Source organism: Acrocarpospora catenulata, from assembly GCF_018476525.1.
GTDB classification, from domain to species: domain Bacteria; phylum Actinomycetota; class Actinomycetes; order Streptosporangiales; family Streptosporangiaceae; genus Acrocarpospora; species Acrocarpospora catenulata.
This window is the reverse complement of the sequence record NZ_JAHCST010000009.1, coordinates 1-21,001: the sequence shown is the minus strand read 5'-3', so window position 1 is coordinate 21,001 and position 21,001 is coordinate 1. Positions and strand designations below refer to the sequence as shown.

General features: G+C 68.7%; 16 protein-coding genes. 11 read left to right on the top strand and 5 right to left on the bottom strand.

The window, feature by feature from the left end:
- Positions 1-31: 31 nt before the first annotated feature.
- The 3 genes from KIP79_RS11345 to KIP79_RS11335 all read left to right on the top strand — a co-directional run bounded on the left by KIP79_RS11345 (position 32) and on the right by KIP79_RS11335 (position 5,360).
- Complete coding sequence (locus tag KIP79_RS11345) at positions 32-1,402, top strand: ABC transporter substrate-binding protein (RefSeq protein WP_214104700.1); 1,371 nt, start codon at positions 32-34, stop codon at positions 1,400-1,402.
- A 240-nt stretch (positions 1,403-1,642) separates the two neighbouring features.
- The gene (locus tag KIP79_RS49375) at positions 1,643-4,669 is read left to right on the top strand and encodes a CBM35 domain-containing protein (RefSeq protein WP_214104699.1); all 3,027 of its coding nucleotides are present in this window, start codon (positions 1,643-1,645) and stop codon (positions 4,667-4,669) included.
- Between the two features lie 64 nt (positions 4,670-4,733).
- A complete protein-coding gene (locus tag KIP79_RS11335; RefSeq protein ID WP_214104698.1) occupies positions 4,734-5,360 on the top strand; it encodes a hypothetical protein in 627 nt (208 codons plus the stop codon).
- 241 nt (positions 5,361-5,601) lie between these two features.
- On the opposite strand, the gene KIP79_RS11330 is transcribed toward KIP79_RS11335, so the two are convergent.
- Positions 5,602-7,770, bottom strand: coding sequence for a serine/threonine protein kinase (locus KIP79_RS11330; RefSeq protein ID WP_214104697.1), 2,169 nt, complete (start codon positions 7,768-7,770; stop codon positions 5,602-5,604).
- Between the two features lie 263 nt (positions 7,771-8,033).
- Between KIP79_RS11330 and KIP79_RS11325 the strand changes: the two genes are divergently transcribed.
- Together KIP79_RS11325 and KIP79_RS11320 are read left to right on the top strand one after the other, a co-directional pair.
- Entirely contained in the window at positions 8,034-8,321 is a 288-nt protein-coding gene (locus tag KIP79_RS11325; RefSeq protein WP_214104696.1) for an ArsR/SmtB family transcription factor, read from the top strand.
- The gene (locus tag KIP79_RS11320; protein WP_214104695.1) at positions 8,318-8,704 is read left to right on the top strand and encodes a VOC family protein; all 387 of its coding nucleotides are present in this window, start codon (positions 8,318-8,320) and stop codon (positions 8,702-8,704) included. Before KIP79_RS11325 ends, KIP79_RS11320 begins: the two co-directional genes overlap by 4 nt.
- Here the strand turns inward: KIP79_RS11320 and KIP79_RS11315 are convergent.
- On the bottom strand, positions 8,701-8,961 hold the full coding sequence (locus KIP79_RS11315; RefSeq protein WP_214104694.1) for a hypothetical protein: 261 nt from the start codon (positions 8,959-8,961) through the stop codon (positions 8,701-8,703). The two genes, KIP79_RS11320 and KIP79_RS11315, sit on opposite strands and share 4 nt — an antisense overlap.
- An 823-nt stretch (positions 8,962-9,784) precedes the next feature.
- On the opposite strand from KIP79_RS11315, the gene KIP79_RS11310 reads away from it, so the two are divergent.
- Together KIP79_RS11310 and KIP79_RS11305 are read left to right on the top strand one after the other, a co-directional pair.
- A complete protein-coding gene (locus KIP79_RS11310; RefSeq protein ID WP_214104693.1) occupies positions 9,785-13,027 on the top strand; it encodes a beta-L-arabinofuranosidase domain-containing protein in 3,243 nt (1,080 codons plus the stop codon).
- A gap of 57 nt (positions 13,028-13,084) precedes the next feature.
- A complete protein-coding gene (locus KIP79_RS11305) occupies positions 13,085-14,278 on the top strand; it encodes a cytochrome P450 (protein ID WP_214104692.1) in 1,194 nt (397 codons plus the stop codon).
- On the opposite strand, the gene dmpG is transcribed toward KIP79_RS11305, so the two are convergent.
- The 3 genes from dmpG to KIP79_RS11290 are packed head-to-tail and all read right to left on the bottom strand — an operon-like array spanning position 14,268 to position 17,009.
- Positions 14,268-15,275 carry a 4-hydroxy-2-oxovalerate aldolase gene (dmpG, locus tag KIP79_RS11300; protein WP_214104691.1) on the bottom strand — a complete coding sequence of 336 codons (1,008 nt, stop codon included), beginning with the start codon at positions 15,273-15,275 and terminating at the stop codon, positions 14,268-14,270. The genes KIP79_RS11305 and dmpG overlap by 11 nt on opposite strands.
- Positions 15,272-16,195 carry an acetaldehyde dehydrogenase (acetylating) gene (locus KIP79_RS11295; protein ID WP_214104690.1) on the bottom strand — a complete coding sequence of 308 codons (924 nt, stop codon included), beginning with the start codon at positions 16,193-16,195 and terminating at the stop codon, positions 15,272-15,274. The genes dmpG and KIP79_RS11295 overlap by 4 nt, the downstream gene beginning before the upstream one ends.
- A gap of 7 nt (positions 16,196-16,202) precedes the next feature.
- A complete protein-coding gene (locus KIP79_RS11290) occupies positions 16,203-17,009 on the bottom strand; it encodes a 2-keto-4-pentenoate hydratase (RefSeq protein WP_214104689.1) in 807 nt (268 codons plus the stop codon).
- A 164-nt stretch (positions 17,010-17,173) separates the two neighbouring features.
- On the opposite strand from KIP79_RS11290, the gene KIP79_RS11285 reads away from it, so the two are divergent.
- The 4 genes from KIP79_RS11285 to KIP79_RS11270 form a co-directional block, all read left to right on the top strand.
- The gene (locus KIP79_RS11285) at positions 17,174-17,932 is read left to right on the top strand and encodes an IclR family transcriptional regulator (protein WP_214104688.1); all 759 of its coding nucleotides are present in this window, start codon (positions 17,174-17,176) and stop codon (positions 17,930-17,932) included.
- Between the two features lie 58 nt (positions 17,933-17,990).
- Positions 17,991-18,659 carry a HEAT repeat domain-containing protein gene (locus tag KIP79_RS11280; protein ID WP_214104687.1) on the top strand — a complete coding sequence of 223 codons (669 nt, stop codon included), beginning with the start codon at positions 17,991-17,993 and terminating at the stop codon, positions 18,657-18,659.
- 6 nt (positions 18,660-18,665) lie between these two features.
- Entirely contained in the window at positions 18,666-19,664 is a 999-nt protein-coding gene (locus KIP79_RS11275; RefSeq protein WP_214104686.1) for a HEAT repeat domain-containing protein, read from the top strand.
- A gap of 80 nt (positions 19,665-19,744) precedes the next feature.
- The coding region (locus tag KIP79_RS11270; RefSeq protein WP_214104685.1) for an AAA family ATPase at positions 19,745-21,001 on the top strand (1,257 nt) is incomplete at its 3' end.

Sequence of the window (21,001 nt, the reverse complement as noted above, 5' to 3'; positions counted from 1 at the left end):
TCATCCCCCCACCGCAACAAGGAGATCTGGCATGAGACGGATAACGCGCCTCGCCGCTGTCGCGACGATACTTCCGCTGGCCCTGGCCGGGTGCGGCAGCGGCGAGAGCGGGGACGGCGGCGGCAGCGGCGCCGCCCCGAGCGCCGAGAAGATCGAAATCAGCTACTGGTTGTGGGACTCCAACCAGTTGCCGGCCTACCAGGCCTGCGCCGACGCCTTCCAGGCCGCCAACCCCAACATCAGTGTGAAGATCTCACAGTTCGGCTGGGGCGACTACTGGACGAGCCTCACGACCAACCTCGTGTCGGGCAACGCGCCGGACGTCTTCACCAACCACCTGAACTACTACCCCGAGTTCGCCGGCAAGCAGCAGATCCTGCCGCTGGACGAGTTCGTCGCCGCCGACGGCACCAAAACGGACGCCTACGCTCCCGGCCTGGCCGACCTGTGGGTGTCGGCCGACGGCAAGCGGTACGGCCTGCCGAAGGACTTCGACACGATCGCGATCTTCTACAACAAGAAGATGCTCGCCGACGCCGGCATCACCGAGGACCAGATGAAGTCGCTCACCTGGAACCCCAAGGACGGCGGCAGCTACGAGAAGATCATCGCCCGCCTCACCGTGGACAAGAACGGCAAGCGCGGCGACGAGCCGGGCTTCGACAAGAAGAACGTCGAGGTCTACGGCCTGGGCCTGGACGAGAACAACGGCGCCGGGGTCGGCCAGCAGATGTGGAGCATGTACGCGCTCTCCACCGGCTGGCAGTTCACCGACAAGAACCCGTGGGGCACCAAGTTCCAGTACAACGATCCGCGCTTCCAGGACACGATCGCCTGGTGGCGTGGCCTGATCGACAAGGGCTACATGCCGAGCCTGGCCATCGCCAGGTCCGGCACCAGCGTCAACGACGGCTTCGGCGCCGGCAAGTACGCGCTGTCCACCAACGGCTCCTGGATGATCAACACCTACTACGGCTACGACGGCGTCGAGGTGGGCACCGCGCCGACGCCCGTCGGCCCCTCCGGGAAGCGCGCCACCATCTACAACGGCCTGGCCGACTCCATCTACGCCGGAACCAAGCACAAGGACCAGGCGTGGCAGTGGGTCAAGTACCTGGCGTCCGCGGACTGCCAGAAGACGGTCGGCGACAAGGCCGTCGTCTTCCCGGCCATCCCTGAGGCGCTCACCATCGCCGAGCAGAAGTTCGCCGCCAAGGGCGTCGACATCAGCGCGTTCACCGTGCAGATCCACGAGAACACCACGTCGCTGTTCCCGATCACCGACCATGCCGGCGACGTCGCCGCGATCATGAGCCCGGCGATGGACGCGGTGCTGAGCTTCGAGGCGGAGCCGTCCTCGCTCAGCAAGGCCAACGACGAAGTCAACGCCCTGTTCCAGTAGCAGCACCCCATGCCGGCACGAACGCCCGTGGGCGGTAGATCACCGCCCCGGGCGGAGCGGGAACGCACGAGGACCACGTAAGAGAACGCGGTGAACCGGCCGAGAAACGCCTGTCCAAGGGCTCGGCCGGCCACCTTTGAGCACCAAATTCCCCACCCCATCGGCCAGCAGTTGGAGAGCCGGAGGAGAGGCATGTCCAAATTACCAACACATCGGCGAGCACGGCGAATCGTCGCCGCGGTGACAACCACGTTCGCCCTCGTCACCGCAGGGGTGACGGCGGCGGTTCCCGCGCACGGAGACGACCCGGCGGCCACGCAGCTCGTGGTCGACCTCGGCACCCGGACCGGCGCGTTCCGCGGCGCCGCGAGCGGATCCCTGTACGGGCTGAGCGAGGAGGGCGTGCCCAGCGACAACACGCTGGAGCCGCTCCGGGTGGCCACCGTCAACCAGAAGCCGCCCGCGGGCGCCCAGCACCCCAACGGTGACGCGCTGGTGGTGGCGCCCTCGTTCTTCCGCAACGGCGGCAAGTACATCCAGATCAACGTGCAGGACATGTACGCCCAGTGGACGTACGAGAACGCCGGCGGGGTGACCCCCTGCAACGCGGTCTGCCACAGCAACTACATGGAGAAGCTCGCCTGGGTGGTCAACCAGGTCAAGAACAGCCCGTACGCCGACCGCATCGTCTACGTGCCGTTCAACGAGCCGGACGGCATCTGGTACGGCACCTCGACCGGCACCACCTCCCAGTACCAGACGCGGATGGCCGCCCTGCTGGCCCACTGGAAGGCGGCCGTGGAGTACATCCGCGCCAACCACCCGGGCGCGCGGGTCATGGGCACCAACGACGCCGTGTTCCGGGCGCGCAACTACGGGGACTTCCTCACCTTCGCCCGCGACAACAACGTGCTGCCCGACTTCGTGTCCTGGCACCAGCTCGACTCCACCGGGCTGAACCCCCTCAACGGCAACTACTTCCGCACCAACTACCAGACCTTCCGGAACCTGGAGCGGGACCGGGGCATCGCCCCCATCCCGATCAACATCAACGAGTACGGCGGCAACCGCGACCTGACGGTGCCCGGCCAGCTCATCCAGTACGTCGCCATGTTCGAGGAGGCCAAGGTCGACGCGGGCGGCAAGGCGTACTGGACCGCGGCCGGTCTGCTCGGCGGCGACGTCGTGGAGACCAACAAGCCCGGCGGCGGCTGGTGGTTCTACAAGATGTACGCCGACATGGCCGGTAGTGACACCGTCAAGGTCACTCCGCCGGCCGCGACCACCATCGACAAACTGGAAGCCATCGCCGCCATCGACGACGGCCGCAAGCAGGCGCGCATCATCGCCGGCGGCGGCACGGCGACCGCGTTCGACGTGGTGGTCAACAACATCGACCCGGCGCTGTTCGGCTCCAAGGTCAACGTGACCCTGGCGGCGTCCACCTGGAGCGGCCAGAACTCCGACGCCCCGCCGCCGGTGGTGCTGCTCGACCAGGACTACACCCCGGTGAACGGCTCGCTGACCATCCCGGTCCGCGGGCTCGGCGTCACCGGCGACGGCGGGCCGAACATCGACCTGATGGCGGCGTACGAGATCGTGCTCTCGCCCGGCGGCGAAGGCACCCGCCAGTCGGTGACCCAGCCCTGGCGGGCCTCCTACGAAGCGGAGCTGGCCACTGTCACGGCGGGCACGGTGCAGACCTTCGGCACCGCGTCGAACTGGAACGCCGCGGCCACCTCCGGCACCCGACACGTCGGCAACCTCACCCAGAACACCAGCGCGGTGACGTTCAACGTGCCGAACGTGCCGGCGGCCGGGGCGTACAAGCTGAGCATTCTGTACGGCAACCAGACCGGTCAGCCGTCCCAGCAGGTGCTCACCGTCAACGGCGGTCAGGCCCAGTTCGTGGACTACCAGGCCACGCTGAACTTCCAGTGGCGGACCCGCAAGGACGTGGTGGTCCAGCTCCAGGCGGGCGCCAACGAGATCCGCCTGGCCAAGTCCCACCCCGAGCTGGGCGTCGCGGTCCAGCAGGCGACGATCGACCGCATCGACCTGGAGCCGGCCGTCACCAGCCCGGTCACCCGGGACTACGAGGCCGAGCGCGCGCAGACCAAGGGCGCGGCGACCTACGCCTACGACAAGCCCCAGCAGTCCGGGGCGGGCTACCTCACCCTCGGCAGCGGCGGCGAGGCCATGTTCTCGGTGTACGCCGAAGAGGACGGCTACTACGACCTGGTGTTCCGGCACAACAGCGCCGGGCAGCCCGGGGCGGTCACCGCGAACATCGGGCTCGACCGGCGCCCGGTCAGCGGCGGCGTGCTCCGCGCCAACACCGGCGGCGGCTTCTGGAAGACCGACAGCCACCGGCTGTTCCTGTCGGCGGGCATCAACCGGGTGACCGTCGAGCCCTCCGGCGCCACCCCGGTCAACCTCGACAAGGTGAGCGTGACCCGGGCGACCTCCGGGCCGCGGCCGGTGCAGTCGGTCGAGGCCGAGGCCGGCGCCCGGGCCGGTGCGGCCGTGGTGGAGAACCACGGCTACGCCTCCGGCGGCCAGTACGTCGCCTGGGTCGGACAGGGCCCGCAGAACCGGCTGACCCTCGACGTGAACGTGGACAAGGCGGGCGACTACCTGCTCGTCGTCCAGTACGCCAACGACGAGCGGAAGACCGGCCACGTCTACAACGCCGACATCATCTCGCGCCCCCTCGACGTCTCCGTCAACAGCGGGAACTCCAAGCGGTACTGGTTCAAGAACACCTGGTCCTGGGGCAACTGGTGGGCGCGCGGCGTGCCCGTCACGCTGAAGGCCGGCGCGAACTCGATCGCCCTGTACAACGACCCCGCCAACGGCGCGAAGGCCACCGGATGCCCGACACCGTGCATCCCCGAGCTGGACAGCCAGTGGGGTCCCAACCTGGACAAGTTCAGCATCGCGCCGATCAAGGTCGCCACCGAGAACGACACCCCGGTGGTCCCGCTGACCGTCACCGCCTCCCCCCGCTGCGTGGGCACCTCGACCTACCTGGCGGTCACGGCCGTCAACGACGCCTCCGTGCCGGCGACGATCACGCTGACCACCCCGTACGGGTCCAAGACCGTGGCCGACGTCGCCCCGGGCAAGCAGGCCTACCAGTCCTTCAACACGCGATCCGGCCAGCTCGCCGCGGGCGCGGTGACCGTGACGGGCACCGCGACGATCGGCGGCCAGCAGGTCACCACGCCCTACGACACCACCTACACCGCGACCAACTGCGGCTGAACGCCTCACTGAACCGGGGCCGGTCGGCTGGCCGGCCCCGGCCAGCAGGAAATGGAGCAAGCACATGAAAACCAAGACCCGGTTACTGGCTGTGTCGGTGCTCAGTCTCGGGCTGGTCGGCGTGGCCGTTCCCGCGATGGCGGCCGACGACCCGCCCAGCGACGGCATCGACGTCTCGGTCAACATCGAGCCCATCCGCGTTCCGGGTGAAGTGTCGATGACGGTGGCCGACAACAACGGGGTGACGCTGACGGAGAACGGCTCGGACGCCGCGGCCCGTCAGTTCACCGGTACCCTGCCGACGGTCACGGTGACCGACACCCGTCTGCCGGACGAGATCCCGGCCGGTGACTTCTGGGCGGTCGTGGGTCAGTCCAGCCAGTTCACCGCGGCCGACGATCCGGCCAAGACGATCGGTCCGGAGTACCTGGGCTGGGCTCCGCGTCTGCTGTCGGGTTCCTCGACCGGTGCGGTGGCGGCCGGTGAGCCGGTCTCCAGTGTCGTATCCGACGGCACCGGGGCTCCCGCCGTGGGTCTGCAGGGCCAGGAGCTGCTGGTCTCGACCGCCGACTCGGCCGAGGAGATCGGGACCCACCAGGTCAACGCCGACCTGGCACTGCGGACCCCGGCGGACGTCGCCGCCGGTGAGTACCACTCGACCCTGACGCTCTCGCTGTTCAACCAGTCCTGAAAGGCTCCGGGACGTGCGCGAGTTCGGCGCACGTCCCGGACCTGCGGCGGAACTTTAACCTGACGGCCTCAGCGCTGGAAGGTCACCCGTTCCGCCGTTTCGATCATCTGCCGGGAGAACCCGGCCGGTCCGAGCGTGCCGCCCATGGCGGTCCTGGTCTGGTCGACCAGCGCCCGCGCCCCCGGTCGAGGTCGAAGAACCGGATCGACTCCACCGGCAGCGGGCGACTGGTTGGCCTGACCTACGAGTATCGGAAGTTGACCGAGACCGCGAAGTTCTTTATCGCCTTGCTGCCGGCCTCGACGAGGGTACGCACGGTCCGGCCCTTCAGGTCGACGACGACGATCGCCTTGTCCTCGTCCGAGGGGAAGCAGACGATGTGCTCCTCGTCGTACCAGCCGATGAAGCCGGTGCAGTCGGAGGAGAATCTCGTCCTTTCCTGGCCGTTCGCGGTGTCCCAGACGCACAGTTCCTCGTCTGAACCGATGCAGAAGGAGATGAAGGAGGCGCCGGACGGCGTGAAAAGCCCGCGGGCGTCGTCCCACGTAGGGTCGCTCACGTTGGTGATGTCGCGGAGCACCTTTCCCTGGAGACTGTAGAAGCGCAGGCCCTTGGTCTTCCCGGTCTTGAAATAGGCGACGACTCCCTTGTCCTCCCCGTCCCAGCCGAACGAGCTGGATGCGATGGTCGGATCATTGATCTTGACCACCTTGGCCTTCTTCTTGGCGACGTCGACCACGATGAAGCCCACGTTCACCCACTTCGAGCCCTTCTTCTGCCGTGCGGTCAGCAGCAGGCGCTTGCTGTCCCGGGACCAGTGGGGGCGCCATTCCTCCTGAGGGCTGGGAACGGTTTTCACCTTGGTCACGCGGCCGGACTCCATATTGATGATGTCCACCGAGTCGTACCCGCTATAGAACTTTCGCGGAGTCCCGGCGCCGTACTTTCCATTCGGCGAGACTTCGACCGAGAAATACTGCGTCCGTTTCTTGAATGACTTGTCGTACGAGCTTCTGATGTAGACGGCTTTTGTGTTCCCCTTGGAGTCCGACATGGTGTAGCTCACCAGGCTGGCGGCGTCGTCGGGGTGGTCGTAGAGGGTGGCGGAGAGGCCGGGGAGTTTCCTCTTCTCGAGCGCTGTCGTGGGGACAGCGTCGGTCGGCGTGGGGCTGGGCGCCGGGGTGGGGCTCACGGCGGACATTCCGGCCGCAGCCTGGCCGCCTCCCTGAGCTGGAGCCGTAGGTGTGAGCGAGGTGTGGGTCCTGGCGGCGTCACCGGTCACGCCCTGCCCGCCCGCGGAGGAGAGAACGAGCGCGGTGGTGGCGACGGCGACCACGGCGACAGCGCCGGCGGAGATGGCCTTGGCGTAAGGGCGGCGCAGGTAGTTGCCAAACGCGGAAACCGGGCCGGTGACCGCCTCCGGCTCCGGTCCGGTTTGCGGCTCCTCATGGGTGGCACCGGCTAATGATGCTGCGGGCAGCGGCGACAGGGGCATCGGAGGCGAGGCGGGGGGCTGCCATGCCTGCGGCGAGTACCTCTTGGTCTCCGTGGTCCGGTCGAAGGCGTCGCCCGGATTCACGGCGGGTGGCGTCGGCGTGGGGCCGGACTGTTCGAGCAGGGCCTCGATGACCTGCTGGGCGGTCGGGCGCTGGGTGGGATCCTTGCTGAGGCAGGACACCACGAGGTCCCGCAGCCTGCCCTCGATGTTCTCGATTGCTGGTTCGGTGTTGAGGATGCGGTTGATCACCACGGGTAAGGTGTCGCCGGCGAAGGGGGAACGGCCCGTCGCCGCGTACGCCATGGTGCTGGCCCAGGCGAACATGTCGACGGCCGGGCCGACATCCTTGCCGTGGAACTGTTCCGGGGCCATGAAGGCGGGCGTTCCGATCGGCACCGAGGTCAGCGACGAGGTGACGTCCAGCGCGCGGGAGATGCCGAAGTCGATGACCCGCGGCCCGTCGGGGCCCATGAGCACGTTCGGGGGCTTGAAGTCGCGGTGCACGATCCCCGCTCTGTGGATCGCCGCGAGCGCGGTGGCCGTGCCGATCGCGAGACGGTGGAGCGCGTTCCCCCTGATCGGGCCCGACGCGAGAATACTCTGCTGGAGCGAGGGGCCCTCGATGTACTCGCTGACGATGTACGGCCGCTCGTGTTCCACACCGGTGTCGATAATCTGCGCCGTACAGAAGGGCGCCACCCGCTTGGCCGCCTGCACCTCCCGCAGGAACCGCTGGATGCTGACCTTGTCCCCGGTCAGATCGGGGCGGATCCACTTGACCGCCACCGCCTCACCGGAAGCCCCGACCGCGTGGTAGACGGTGCCCTGCCCACCCGTCCCGAGCCGACCGGTGAGCGTGTACGAACCGATGCGCGGCGGGTCGCCCGCGACAAGTGGGGAAAGATCCGGCACCCGCCAATTCTCATGGATCGCTCCATACACAACCAGGCATCAAGGCGACGATTGTTATCCGAATGGTGCGTAGATCCCCGCCGTTGCCGATCCGCTGGACCGCCGTGCCGGACGGGCGGCCGAAGGTGTCGCCCTCCGGCGTTCGACCAGCTCGGCTACCGTGCCCGCTCGGCCGTCGAGGGCGCGTACTCCAGGTCTACAAGGGCGTGTAGTGCGACATGTCCACATTGACAGGCAAGTGACGGCTTGCCTATTGTCTTCGCATGGGCGATGTCTTCAAGGCCCTGGCCGACCCCACCCGGCGGACCATTCTCGACGAGCTGACCGAGCGCGACGGCCAGACCCTGTTCGAGATCTGTGTCCGCCTGACGAGTCGACATCAGCTGAGCCTGACCCGGCAGGCCGTATCCCAGCATCTGGCGGTGCTGGAGGAGGCCGGGCTGATCACGACGCGCAAGCAGGGGCGATACAAGTTCCACCACCTCGACACCACTCCGCTGGCCGCCATCTTCGAGCGGTGGCCGGTCACCAGAAAAGGACAGACACCGTGAAGATCTACGTCACCAGCGTGTTCGTGGACGACCAGCAGAAGGCCCTCGACTTCTACACCGAGGTGCTCGGCTTCACCAAGAAGCACGACATCCCACTGGGCGAGGCCCGGTGGCTGACGGTCGTCTCACCGGAGGACCCCAAGGGCACCGAACTGCTCCTGGAGCCGGACGGGCACCCCGTGGTCAAGCCGTACAAGGAGGGCCTGGTCGCCGACGGCATCCCGGCCGCCTCCTTCCAGGTCGAGGACGTGAAGGCGGAGTACGAACGGCTCCGCGGCCTGGGGGTGACGTTCACACAGGAGCCGATGCAGGCAGGCCCGGTGACCATGGCAACCTTCGACGACACCTGCGGCAACCTGATCCAGATCGTGACCCCGGCCTAAGGACGCTGGTACCCACAGGGCACTTCGTTGCCCGATTCGTCATAGACGGTGGCCTCGTGGGCGGCGTTCACGTAGACGCTGACACCCTGGTCGTGGAAGACGACGTCGAAGGGCGGGTCGTCGGAAGGCGGATGCTCAGAATCGTCGGCGACGATCGTGAACGTCTCCTGGGGCTTCATCCAGTGGTCTCTACCCCACGGCTCGATCCAGACCCCGAGTATCGCCGCAGTGTCGTTGTTCAATCTGAGCTTCGACATGGCCGCAGATTAGCGAGCCTGTCAGTCCCGTCGCCCAGGGCGCGGTCACGGCATGCGGCTGCCGGGGGAGTCGCGGCAGGTCGGGCAGAGTTGGCGTCGGTCAGGCGCCAACTTCCGCCTGGCCGACGCCAGCCAGACGGCCGCCGGGGTGAAGGCTGGCTTGTCACCGAAGACGGCCGAGTTCGGCGGCCAAGCGCTTGGACCTCCCGGTTCAGCCGTTCGGGTTGAGTGGGGTCATCCTCGGGCTTCACGTGATCGGTGGTCCACGGATTAGCGATCATGCGCTCGACCTGCTGCCGTAGGGGATCGACCTCAGGAGGAGCGGCGTTTCCGGGAAAGATGCCTGCTCAGAGGCTTATGTGCAGTCCCAAAAGTGCGGAACACGAATCTTATTCGTAATGTATTTGTAAAGCCTTGGTAACAGTTCGACGCCCGACTCTGGTGCGACGTCATGTGAACGCTAACAATCTCATCGATGTCCCCTTAGGTGAGCGGCTTCGCGCGGCTCCAGGTGCTGCGGCGCGGGCTGCGCAGCGCTTGGCACTGTCCTGTCCGAATGGCCTGTCGCGCCCGGAAGCGGCGTGGAAAGGGAGTAGTACAAGCTGAAATTGTTAACGTTAACATGCCGCGACGAGATCACGCGCTCACACGAGGGCCAAGCTTGCAAGTGAAGGGAAGACGGGCCATGACGGAATCCGAGATGTCAGGAGTGAGCCGCCGCACATTCGTGCGTGCATCGGCCATCGGTGTGGCGCTAGCCGTGACGAACAAGGCTGTTCCGGCGACCGCGGCGGAGACCACAGCCGTAGGGGTTACTGAGTCTTTGGCCGGGATCCCGTACGTCGGCGCCGGAAGCAACACCACGATCAGGCCGTTCTGGCTGCACGAGGTCAGCCTGCACTCCGGTCTGTTACAGGAGAAGCGCGACCGGATGAAGGCGTTCCTACAGGCCTTCGACGAACGCCGCTTCCTCATGCTCTTCAACAACCAGGCCGGCCGGCCCAACCCGGCGGGCCTGACGGTGCCCGGCGGCTGGGAGGACGGTGGGTTGCTGAGCGGGCACTGGGCCGGCCACTACATGAGCGCCCTCGCCCAGGCCTACGCGGACCAGGGCCAGCAGGTCTTCAAGACCAAGCTCGACTGGATGGTCGACGAACTCGCCGCGTGCCAGGCCGCCATCACCGCGCGGATGGGTTCCTCCGGCGGTGGCGGCGGTGGTGGCCAGGAGCCCGCCATCGACCGGGTCGCGGGACGTTTCGGCAACGGTCTGCGCCTCAACGGCGGCAGCAACGCCGAGCACATCCGTCTCCCTCAGGAGGCGGTGTCCCAGCTCACCAACTTCACGATCGCGACCTGGGTCAACCTCGCCGCGGCACAGAGCTGGAGCAGGATCTTCGACTTCGGTCAGAACACCACGGTCAACATGTTCCTGACCGCCCGCTCGGGTGCGACCGGAAACCCGCCCCGGTTCGCCATCACCGTCGGCGGCAGCGGCCAGGAGCAGCAGATCAACGGCACGACGGCGGTGCCGACCGGGCAGTGGGTCCACTTCGCCGTCACCCTCTCGGGCACGGTCGGCACGCTGTACGTCAACGGCTCACCCGTCGGCACGAACAACAGCATGACGCTCAACCCGACCAACCTCGGCGTCCCCGGCAACGTCTGGATCGGCCGGTCCCAGTACGGCGACCCGATGCTCAACGCCACCATCGACGAGTTCCACATCTTCGACCGCGCCCTCAGCCAGGCGGAGATCCAGTCCCTCCAGAGCTCCGCCGCGGGATCCACGGGAGGCGGGAACATCGCCTGGTACCGCTTCGACGAGGAGAGCGGAGCGACCGCCCTCGACTCCTCACCCAACCACCGCGACGCCGGCATCGTCGCCATCACCTCGGGCAACACGGGTCTTTGGACGCCCGTCTACCCCGGCTATCTCGGGGCCATCCCGGAGGACGCCGTCATCCGGCTGGCGCCGCCCCGGTTCGCCGTCTACGGCAGCAACCAGAGCACCAACGTCTGGGCGCCCTGGTACACCCAGCACAAGATCATGCGGGGTCTGCTGGACGCGTACTACCTGACCGGCAACGAGAAGGCCCGCGAGGTCGTCACCAAGATGGCGGACTGGGCACACCTCGCCCTGACCACCGGCGACAAGACCCACCCGCAGTACCAGGGACCCATCACCAGGGACAACCTCAACTACATGTGGGACACCTACATCGCCGGTGAGTACGGCGGCGCCAACGAGATCTTCCCGGAGATCTACGCGCTGACCGGTGACGCCAAGCACCTCCAGACGGCGAAGTGCTTCGACAACCGGGAGTCCCTCTTCGGCGCCTGCGTCGAGAACCGGGACATCCTGGTGGTGACCAACCCCGCCCCCCTCGGCCGCCGTCGCCCGGCCCGGCTGCACGTCAACCAGCACGTGCCCAACTTCACCGGCTACATGCGGATCTTCGAGCAGACCGGCGACCAGGAATACCTCCAGGCGGCGAAGAACTTCTTCGGCATGATCGTTCCGCACCGCATGTTCACGCACGGCGGTACCGGCGGAAACTACCCGGGCTCCAACAACAACATCGAGATGTTCCAGAACCGGGACAACATCGCCAACGCGATCGCCCAGGGCGGCGCGGAGACCTGCTCCATCTACAACGTCTCCAAGCTGGCCCGCAACCTCTTCTTCCACACCCAGGACCCGGCCTACATCGACTACTACGAGCGGGCCCTGTTCAACCAGCTCGCCGGATCGCGAGCCGACTCGACCAGCACGGCCAACCCGCAGGTCACCTACTTCCAGCCGCTGACCCCGGGCGCGAGCAAGTCCTACGGCAACACCGGCACCTGCTGCGGGGGAACCGGGCTGGAGATCCACACGAAGTACCAGGACGCCGTCTACTTCAAGTCCGCCGACGGTTCGGCCCTCTGGGTCAACCTCTTCGTGCCGTCGACCGTGACCTGGGCGGAGAAGAACTTCTCCGTGACCCAGGAGACGAACTTCCCCCGCCAGGCCGGCACCAAGCTCACCGTCAACGGCAGCGGCAGCCTCGACATCAAGCTGCGGGTTCCCAAGTGGGCCAACAGCGGCTACACCGTGCGGATCAACGGAGCCGTGGCGCCGATGCAGACCCCGGTGCCGGGCACCTACGTGACCCTGAGCCGCAACTGGCACTCCGGGGACACCATCGAGATCTCCATGCCGTTCAGCATCCGGATCGAGCGCGCCATCGACCGGCCGGACACCCAGTCGATCATGTGGGGACCGCTGCTCATGCCGATCGTCGGCAACCCCGGCGGCGGCAACTACCGTGAGCTGACGCTCTACCGGTACCTCAAGCGGGACGGCGACTACTCGCGGGCGGCCATCACGGCGGCCGGGACCAGCGCGGCGGGAGACCCCCTCTTCACGACGCACGGGTTCAACCTGCGCCCGTGGTACGTCGGGGACACCCAGACCCACTCCGCGTACTTCCGCCGGGTGGAGCCGAAGATCGTCTTCGGAAGCATCGACTCCGGCGTTCCCAACGTGAAGCGCAACGACGGGCTGCCCAACTACGACGTCCCGGTCACCGGCATCACCTCGCCCGGCACGGACGGTCTGACCTTCCTCGACGTGGTCTGGGACAGCGCGCCGTTCGCCACCCACGACGCGTTCGTCGCCAAGGTCACCCAGACGGCCACGGCGTTCGTGGCGGCCGGGCACCTGACCAGCGCGCAGAAGGACGCGGTGGTGGCGGCCGCCGTGAGCGCGCGGAGCGAACTGGCGCCGGCCGCGGAGGTGCCGGTCACGGTCACCGCCGAGGGACGGTGCATCGGCAACTCGGCCTACGTGGCGGTACGCGTGACGAACGATCACGACGGGCCCGTGGACGTGGTGGTGGAGACGCCCTACGGCTCGAAGTCCTTCGTCAACCTCGCCCCGGGCAAGTACGCTTACCAGTCCTTCGCGGTCCGCGCGCCGCAGGTCGCCGCCGGTGAGGTCACGATCCGCGTCACCGGGACCATCGACGGGAGAAGCGTGATGTCCGAGCTCGTCCAGCAGTACGCCGCCGCGTCCTGCGGCTGATCGGATGGCCGGGCTCCGCGGATCCACGACCGCAGCTGAACTCAACGAAGGTGGCACATGACTGTCGAGTTCAGGCCGTCGGAGCTGTGGGAGCCTGACACGCGCCGCGACCCGCACGCGTTCTACGCCCGCGTGCGGGTCGCCGGCCGGCCCGTCCCGCAAATCGACCCCGCCGGCAACCGGTTCTGGGTCGTGGCCCGCCATGCCGACGTCCTCGAGGGCCTGCAGCACCCGGCGATCGGCCACGAGGTGCTCAAGCACCAGGCCCAGGACCTGCCGGTGGCCCACTGGCAGAGCGAGGCCGAGCGGATCGCGGCGCGCCAGCTCATCTCCCTGGATCCACCTGACCACACCCGGCTGCGCGGGCTCGTCAGCAAGGCGTTCACGGCCCGCATGGTCGCGAAGCTGGAGTCGTGGATCGCCGACGTCGCCGACCAACTGGTCGCCCGTGCTCTCCGGCTCGGCACCTTCGACGGCGTGGCCGACCTGGCCGATCCGCTGCCGGTCAACGTCATCGCCCAGCTCGTGGGGGTCCCCGAGGAGGACCGCGCACAGTTTCGCGACTGGTCGGCGACCATCGTCTCCGCGGCCGACCACGACGCCGCCGCCACGCTGGCGTTCGCCGCCTACATCGACGACCTGGCCGCGCGCCGCAGAGCGGCCCCCGAGGACGACCTGCTCTCCGAGCTCGTCGCCCTGGAGGCGCAGGGCGACGCCCTCGACCGCGACGAGCTCGTCGCGATGGTGCAGCTCCTGCTCATCGCCGGCCAGGAGACCACGGTCGACGTCATCGTCAACGGCATCCGGCTCCTGCTCACCCATCCTGAACAGTGGCAGGACCTCCTCGCCGACCCGTCACTGGCGAGTGCGGCCGTCGAGGAGACGCTGCGGTTCCGCGGGCCGGTCGAGATCGTCCCGCCGCGCTTCACCTTCCGCGAGATCGACCTCGCAGGGGGCACGATCCCGGCGTTCGAGCGCGTCGGCCTGTCCCTGTGGGGCGCCAACAGGGACCCCGCGGTCTTCGACGATCCGGACGTGTTCGACATCCATCGCTCAGACGTCCATCGCCACATCGCCTTCGGCCACGGGATCCACTTCTGCCTGGGCGCATCCTTGGGCCGTCTCGAAGCGCGCATCATGTTCGACCGCATCGCCCGCGAACTTCACCGGCTACAGCTCGCGGTGGACCCTGACGAACTGGACGGCTTCCGCCTGCACTGGGGCACCCTGCCGCTGCGGATCAGGCCCTGACACGGAGGTCCAGAGCGATGTCGGTGATCATGTCTTCCTGGCCGCCGACCAGTCGGCGGCGGCCGACCTCGGTGAGGATCGCGCGGGTGTCGACGCCGTAGCGGGCGGAGGCGGCTTCGGCGTGGCGGAGGAAGCTGGAATAGACCCCGGCGTAGCCGAGGGTGAGGGTTTCCCGGTCCACGCGGACCGGGCGGTCCTGCAGTGGTCTGACGAGGTCGTCGGCGGCGTCCATCAGCTGGTACAGGTCGCACCCGTGCTCCCAGCCGAGCAGGTCGGCCACCGCCACCAGCACCTCCAGGGGGGCGTTTCCGGCGCCCGCGCCCATGCCGGCCAGGGACGCGTCGACCCGGTGGCAGCCGTTCTCCACCGCGACGACCGAGTTGGCCACCCCGAGGCTGAGGTTGTGGTGGGCGTGGATGCCGATCTCGGTCTCCGGGCGCAGCGCGTCGCGGTAGGCCCGGACGCGCTCGCGCACGCCGTCCATGGTCAGGCCGCCGCCCGAATCGGTCACGTAGACGCAGTGCGCCCCGTACGACTCCATCAGCGTGGCCTGCGCCGCCAGCACGTCCGGCGGGGCCATGTGGGCCATCATCAGGAAGCCGGCCACGTCCATGCCCAGTTCGCGGGCGGTCGCGATGTGCTGGGCGGAGATGTCGGCCTCGGTGCAGTGGGTGGCGATCCGCACGGAGGTGACGCCGAGGGCGTGGGCGAGGCGCAGATCCTTGACGGTGCCGATGCCGGGCAGCAGCAGCGTGGTCAGCTTCGCCTGCCGTACGGCGCCGGCCACCGCTTCGATCCACTCCGCGTCGGCGTGCGCGCCCGGCCCGTAGTTGAAGCTGCCGCCGGACAGGCCGTCGCCGTGGGCCACCTCGATGGCGGCCACTCCGGCGGCGTCGAGCGCTTGGGCGATCAGCACGGCCTGATCGAGGGTGTAGCGGTGGCGGATGGCGTGCATGCCGTCCCGCAGGGTCACGTCCTGGACGTAGATCTTCGTCATGCGGTGGCCTCCGTCCTCAGTTCGGCGATGCGCTCCGCCGTACGGAGCGCGGCCGAGGTCATGATGTCGAGGTTGCCCGCGTAGGCGGGCAGGTAGTGGGCGGCACCCTCCACCTCGAGGAACACGCTCACCTTGACGCCGCCCTTGCTGCCCGGCGCCAGTGTCCAGACCGGCTCCTCGGCGTCGATCGGGCTGAACTGGACCCGCTGTTTGAGCCGGTAGCCGGGGACGTACTCCTGGACACGTGCCACCATCTCCTCGACGGCGCCGGCCACCGCCGCCTCGTCGCAGTCGTCGACGAGGCAGTAGACGGTGTCCCGCATGATCAGGGGAGGCTCCGCCGGGTTGAGGATGATGATCGCCTTGCCGCGGTCCGCGCCGCCCACCCGTTCGATCGCCCGGCTGGTGGTCTCGGTGAACTCGTCGATGTTCGCCCTGGTTCCCGGGCCCGCCGATCTGGAGGCGATGGAGGCCACGATCTCGGCGTAGCGTACGCGCGTCCGCGAGGAGACCGCGGCCACGATGGGGATCGTGGCCTGGCCGCCGCAGGTCACCATGTTCAGGTTGGGCGCGGTCAGGTGCTGGTCGAGGTTGACCGACGGCACCACGTAGGGGCCGATGGCCGCGGGGGTGAGGTCGATGATCCGCTTGCCGTGTTCCTGGACGACGGCGCTGTTGCGCAGGTGCGCCTTGGCCGAGGTGGCGTCGAGGACGACGTCGACCTCGGCGAACCCCGGCAGGCCGACCAGGCCGTCAACGCCTTCCGCGGTGACGGCGAGTCCGCGTCTGCGGGCCCGGGCCAGGCCGTCCGAGCCGGGGTCGATGCCGGCCATCGCCACGACCTCCGTCGTGCGCGACAGCAGCGCCTTGTACATGAGGTCGGTGCCGATGTTCCCCGACCCGATGATCGCGATTTTCACTGGTCGTTCACCGTTCCTGGTTCTCCGAAGTGGGGCCGAAGACCGCGGTCACCGAGCCGACGCCCTCGATGCGCGCCTCGAACACGTTCCCCGGCGCCACGGGCACCACGGGGCCGAGTGCGCCGGTCAGCACGATGTCCCCGGCCCGCAGCGGGAAGTCCGTGCCGCCGAGGGTGTTGGCCAGCCAGGTGGCCGCGTTGAGCGGGTGACCCAGGCAGTCGGCCCCGGTGCCGGAGGAGACCTCCGCGCCGTCGCGGGTCATCCGCATCGCCGCCGTTCTCAGGTCCAGGCCGCTCAGGGCGACGGGAGAGTTCCCGAGGACGAAGCCGCCGCTGGAGGCGTTGTCCGCGATCGTGTCGGCCAGGGTGATGTCCCAGTCCGTGATGCGGGAGTCCACGATCTCGACGGCCGGGAGCAGGAACTCGACCGCGCGGATCACATCGGCCACGGTGAAGGGGCCGCCGACCAGGTCCGTGCCGATCACCAGCGCGATCTCCGCCTCGGCTCTGGGCTGGAGGAACCGGCCGTAGGGGATGGGCAGGCCCTCGGGGTGGCACATGTCGGCGAAGAGCACGCCGAAGTCGGGCTGGTCGATGCCGAACTGGCGCTGCACCGCCGGGTTGGTGATGCCGATCTTCCGCCCCACCGGCCGTCGGCCCTCGGCCAGCGCCCGCCGGGTGTTGATCTCCTGTACGGCGTACCCCTCGGCCGCCGTGCCGATCAGGTCCCGGACGGGAGCACACGGGCGGCCGGACGTCGCGGCCGCCAGCAGCCGATCCGCCGCCTTGAGGTGTTCGGACCGCTGGTCGTTCATCTGCTGCTCCTGCGGGGTTGAGGATAGACGGAGGCAGAGGTCCGTGTACCGGAACCGAAAGCTGAACAGAACGCGGTCACGTCCCACGGGCGCTCGTATACCAGCGGGTCAGAGGCCCTGCCACCGGTTCCATTGGTACCGGCGCACGCTTCGCCTGCACAACAATGAGTTCCGTGAGACGGAACGAAGAGCGGCTCTCGATGCTGGAAAAGACATGGCTGATGCTGGACGCGTTCCGGCCGACAGGGGGCCCGCTGCGCCTGGTGGACATCGCCCACCGGTGCCAGCTGCCCAAGTCGACGGCCCTGCGCCTACTGAACGACCTCACCGAGCTGGGCGTGGTCGTCCGGCGGGACGGCCGCTACCTGCTGGGCCGGCGGCTGTTCGAACTCGGCAGCATCGTCCCGCTCGAACGGGACCTGCGGCACGCCGCGCTGCCGTTCATGCACGACCTCTTCGAGGCCACCCGCGAAACGATCCACCTGGGGGTGCGCGACGGGCTGGACGTGGTGTACGTGGAGAAGATCCGCGGCCACGAGTCGCTGTCCCTGCCGTCCGCCGTCGGGGGGCGGCTACCGCTCACCTGCACCGGCGTGGGGAAAGTGCTGCTGGCCTACTCCGGCCAGGAACTCCTCGACGAGGTCTTCTCCCGGCCACTGCGCAGACTAACGCCGCGCTCGATCGTGGACGCGGGGCGCCTGGAGGAGGAGATCGGGCAGATCCAGGTCCAGGGCCTGGCGTACGAGCGTGAGGAGGCGCAGCTCGGCAACGCCTGCATCGCCGCACCGATCTTCAGAGGGGGGAGGGTGGTGGCCGCGCTGTCGGTCTCGCTGCCGGTGGCCCGTTTCCAACCCGCCCGGCTGGCCCCCGCGGTGAAGACCGCCGCGCTGGGCGTCTCACGAGTCCTGGTCAAGTCGCTATGACCCCGCTTGACCTTGACACGGTGAGAAGGTCTTCACTGTTGCCAAGGAGGTGGTCCCGATGGCCATGCCGCAACAGGACACGGACATGATTCGAGCTTTCCAGGGGCTGGAGGACAGCAGCTCGTCAGTGCGGCTGCGGGCAGCGCTGGCGGTCGGGACGACCCCTGACCCGCGGTTTATCGACAAGCTCGTCGAACGATGCGCGATCGAGCCCGAATTCTATGTGCGCGACATGCTGACGTGGGCACTCACCCGCCACCCGGCGTCGATGACGGTCCCGGTGCTTCTCGAGGAAGTCCGCTCGGAGCGTGCGCAGGCACGGAGCCAGGCATTGCACACGCTGTCCAAGATCGGGGATCGGCAGGCGTGGCCGGCGATCACACGGGCGCTTCTGTCCGACGCCGACGACGAGGTGGCGCGGAGCGCTTGGCGGGCAGCGGTCGTGCTCGTGCCCGAAGGTGAGGAGCCCGAGTTGGCCGCGGTGTTGTCGACACAGCTCGGGCGCGGCGAACGTGAGATGCAGCTGAGCCTCAGCCGGGCGCTGATCGCGCTCGGTGAGGTGATCATGCCAACGCTGCGCGCAGCGATGACGGATGTCGACCCACGGGTGCGCGCGCACGCGATCGCCACGGAACGGCTGTTGCGCGACCCGGATGCCGCGTTCGGGTTCGCGATCGAGGAGGCGAAGCGCGTCGTGGCCCTCGGCGGCGCCGGCAAGGAGGGATGATGGGCAGTGTTGATCGGTGAGGTGGCACGGCGGTCCGGGGTCAGCGCCCGCATGCTCAGGCACTACGACTCGCTCGGCCTGGTGCGGCCCACGGGTCGTAGCGATTCCGGCTATCGCGAGTACTCCAGCGAGGACATCCGGCGGATCTTCCATATCGAGAGCCTGCGGTCATTGGGGCTGTCGCTGCGTGAAGTCAGGCGCGCGTTCGATGATCCTGACTTCACGCCTTCAGAGCTCGTCGACGACCTCATCCGCCAGACGCGAGAACGCATCGCGGCTGAGACGGAGCTGCTCACGCGACTGCGTCGGATCGGGGCCGCGGAACCCGCGGGCTGGGAGGACGTCCTCCAGATCGTCGCACTCCTGCAGGCGCTGGGGTCGAAGAGCGCCGGCAAGCGCCAGCGCGCGGCCTTGTCCTCGGTCGAAGAGGTTCCGGTGCCAGTGGAAGCACTGGTCGAGGCAGCGCTGAGCGAGACGGACCCGAACGTCGCCGGGGCCCTTCGATGGGCTTTGGCGCAATCGGGCGATGCCGGATTGGCACTGCTGGCGGAGGGCCTCGGCTCACCAGTGGCCGAGGTGCGCAAACGTGCCGTCCAGTCCATCGTCGAGATTCCCGACGGTGAGGCGACCGCGCTGCTGCGGGACGCCCTCACCAACCCCGACATCGTGGTCCGCAGGTATGCGGCCCTGGAACTCGGGGCACGTGGCGTAGCCGACGCGGTCCCGACGCTCGTCGACATGGTCGTCGAGGGGACGAACGACGTCGACGCAGCCGATGCACTGAGCGCGCTGGCGAGTCGTCCCGCGTCGGCGGACCAGATCGCTACCAGGCTCGTTGATCGCCTCGCCCACGGCACCGTTGAATCTTCCGCACGTCGACGGCTGACCCAGGCGCTCGCGGGCATCCCGGGGACCATGGCGTCACGAGCCCTGGCAGATCTGTCACAGGACGAAGACCGTGTCGTTGCGCTTACCGCGGCATACATTATCGGGATACGCGGATAACGGATCTTCCCTGGGTGCTGTGTGCCCTCGACGAAGGGCCGTCCGCTCGTCACCACTCCGGAGTAGACCGAGGAGCCCACGTGGCCGATTCGCCCCCCGACGGCCCCGAGGCGCCCGGTGATGTTGATCTGGTCGGGCGCGACGGCGATCTTCTCCTGCTCCGGTCCTTCGTGGATCGGGCCCGGCACGCGGGCGGTGCGCTGCTGCTGTACGGCGAGCCCGGTGTCGGCAAGACGGCGTTACTCGACGCGGCGGCCGCGTACGCCGAGGGGGCAGGCACGCGGGTGGTCCGGGCGTCGGGCACGCAGTTCGAGGCGGCCCACAGCTTCTCCACTCTCCATCAGGCCATGTATCCGATGGCGGGCAACCTCGACGCGTTACCCCCGGCACACCGCAGAGCGCTCGGCGTCGCGCTGGGTCTGGAAGCCGGTTCCCCGCCCGGCCTCCTGGTGATCGCGAACGCGGCGCTGGCGCTGCTGTCGCACGCGGCGGCGACCCGGCCCGTCCTGCTGGTCGTCGACGACCTGCCCTGGCTGGACCGGGCCAGCGCGATGGTCCTGGCCACCGTCGCCCGCCGGGTCTCGGGAACCAGGGTCGGCTTCCTGGCCGCGTACCGATCCGGCGACGAGAGCTTCTTCGACCGTGCCGGCCTGCCGAACAACGAGGTCCGGCCGCTGGAGCGGGAGGCCGCGGCCGCGCTGGTGGCCCACCGGTTCCCGGCGCTCGTGCCCGTGGTGCGGCAGCGGCTGCTGGCGGAGGCGCAGGGCAACCCGCTGGCGCTGCTCGAACTCCCGCTCGCACTGTCCGGCGGGCAACAGTCCGGCATCGCCCGGCTGCCGGACGTGCTGCCGTTGAGCGGCCGCCTCCAGGCGGCGTTCGAGTCGAGGGTCGGCGGGCTGCCGGAGCCGGCCCGGCAGGCGCTGCTGCTGTCCGTACTGGACGGCACCGGCAGCCTGGGCACGCTGGCCGCGCTGGGCGCCGACCCGGCGGCGCTGGCCCCGGCCGAGCGCCTCGGCCTGGTCACCGTGGACGAACAGGCAGGCCGGGTGACCTTCCGCCATCCGCTGACGCGTTCTGCGGTCGTCAACCGGTCCACGGCCGACGAACGGGTGCGCGCGCACGCGACGCTCGCCGAGCGGCAGCCGGACAGCCCGGAGCGCCGGGCCTGGCATCTGGCGCACGCCACGGTCGGCCCGGACGAGCGGGTGGCGCGGCTGCTGGAGGACGCGGCCCACGCGATCCGCAGCCGCGGCGACGCGGCCGGTTCCGTCACCGCCCTGCTGCGGGCCGCCGACCTCAGCCCGGTCGGCGCCGACCGGAGCCGGCGGGTCCCCGCG

What these genes read in the sequence shown, in the direction of transcription:
- KIP79_RS11280 (WP_214104687.1), top strand. Translation starts at nt 17,991, where the DNA reads ATGGCCATGCCGCAACAGGACACGGACATGATTCGAGCTTTCCAGGGG.
- KIP79_RS11335 (WP_214104698.1), top strand. Translation starts at nt 4,734, where the DNA reads ATGAAAACCAAGACCCGGTTACTGGCTGTGTCGGTGCTCAGTCTCGGG.
- dmpG (WP_214104691.1), bottom strand. Translation starts at nt 15,275, where the DNA reads ATGACGAAGATCTACGTCCAGGACGTGACCCTGCGGGACGGCATGCAC.
- KIP79_RS11345 (WP_214104700.1), top strand. Translation starts at nt 32, where the DNA reads ATGAGACGGATAACGCGCCTCGCCGCTGTCGCGACGATACTTCCGCTG.
- KIP79_RS11285 (WP_214104688.1), top strand. Translation starts at nt 17,174, where the DNA reads ATGAGTTCCGTGAGACGGAACGAAGAGCGGCTCTCGATGCTGGAAAAG.
- KIP79_RS11315 (WP_214104694.1), bottom strand. Translation starts at nt 8,961, where the DNA reads ATGTCGAAGCTCAGATTGAACAACGACACTGCGGCGATACTCGGGGTC.
- KIP79_RS11305 (WP_214104692.1), top strand. Translation starts at nt 13,085, where the DNA reads ATGACTGTCGAGTTCAGGCCGTCGGAGCTGTGGGAGCCTGACACGCGC.
- KIP79_RS11290 (WP_214104689.1), bottom strand. Translation starts at nt 17,009, where the DNA reads ATGAACGACCAGCGGTCCGAACACCTCAAGGCGGCGGATCGGCTGCTG.
- KIP79_RS11325 (WP_214104696.1), top strand. Translation starts at nt 8,034, where the DNA reads ATGGGCGATGTCTTCAAGGCCCTGGCCGACCCCACCCGGCGGACCATT.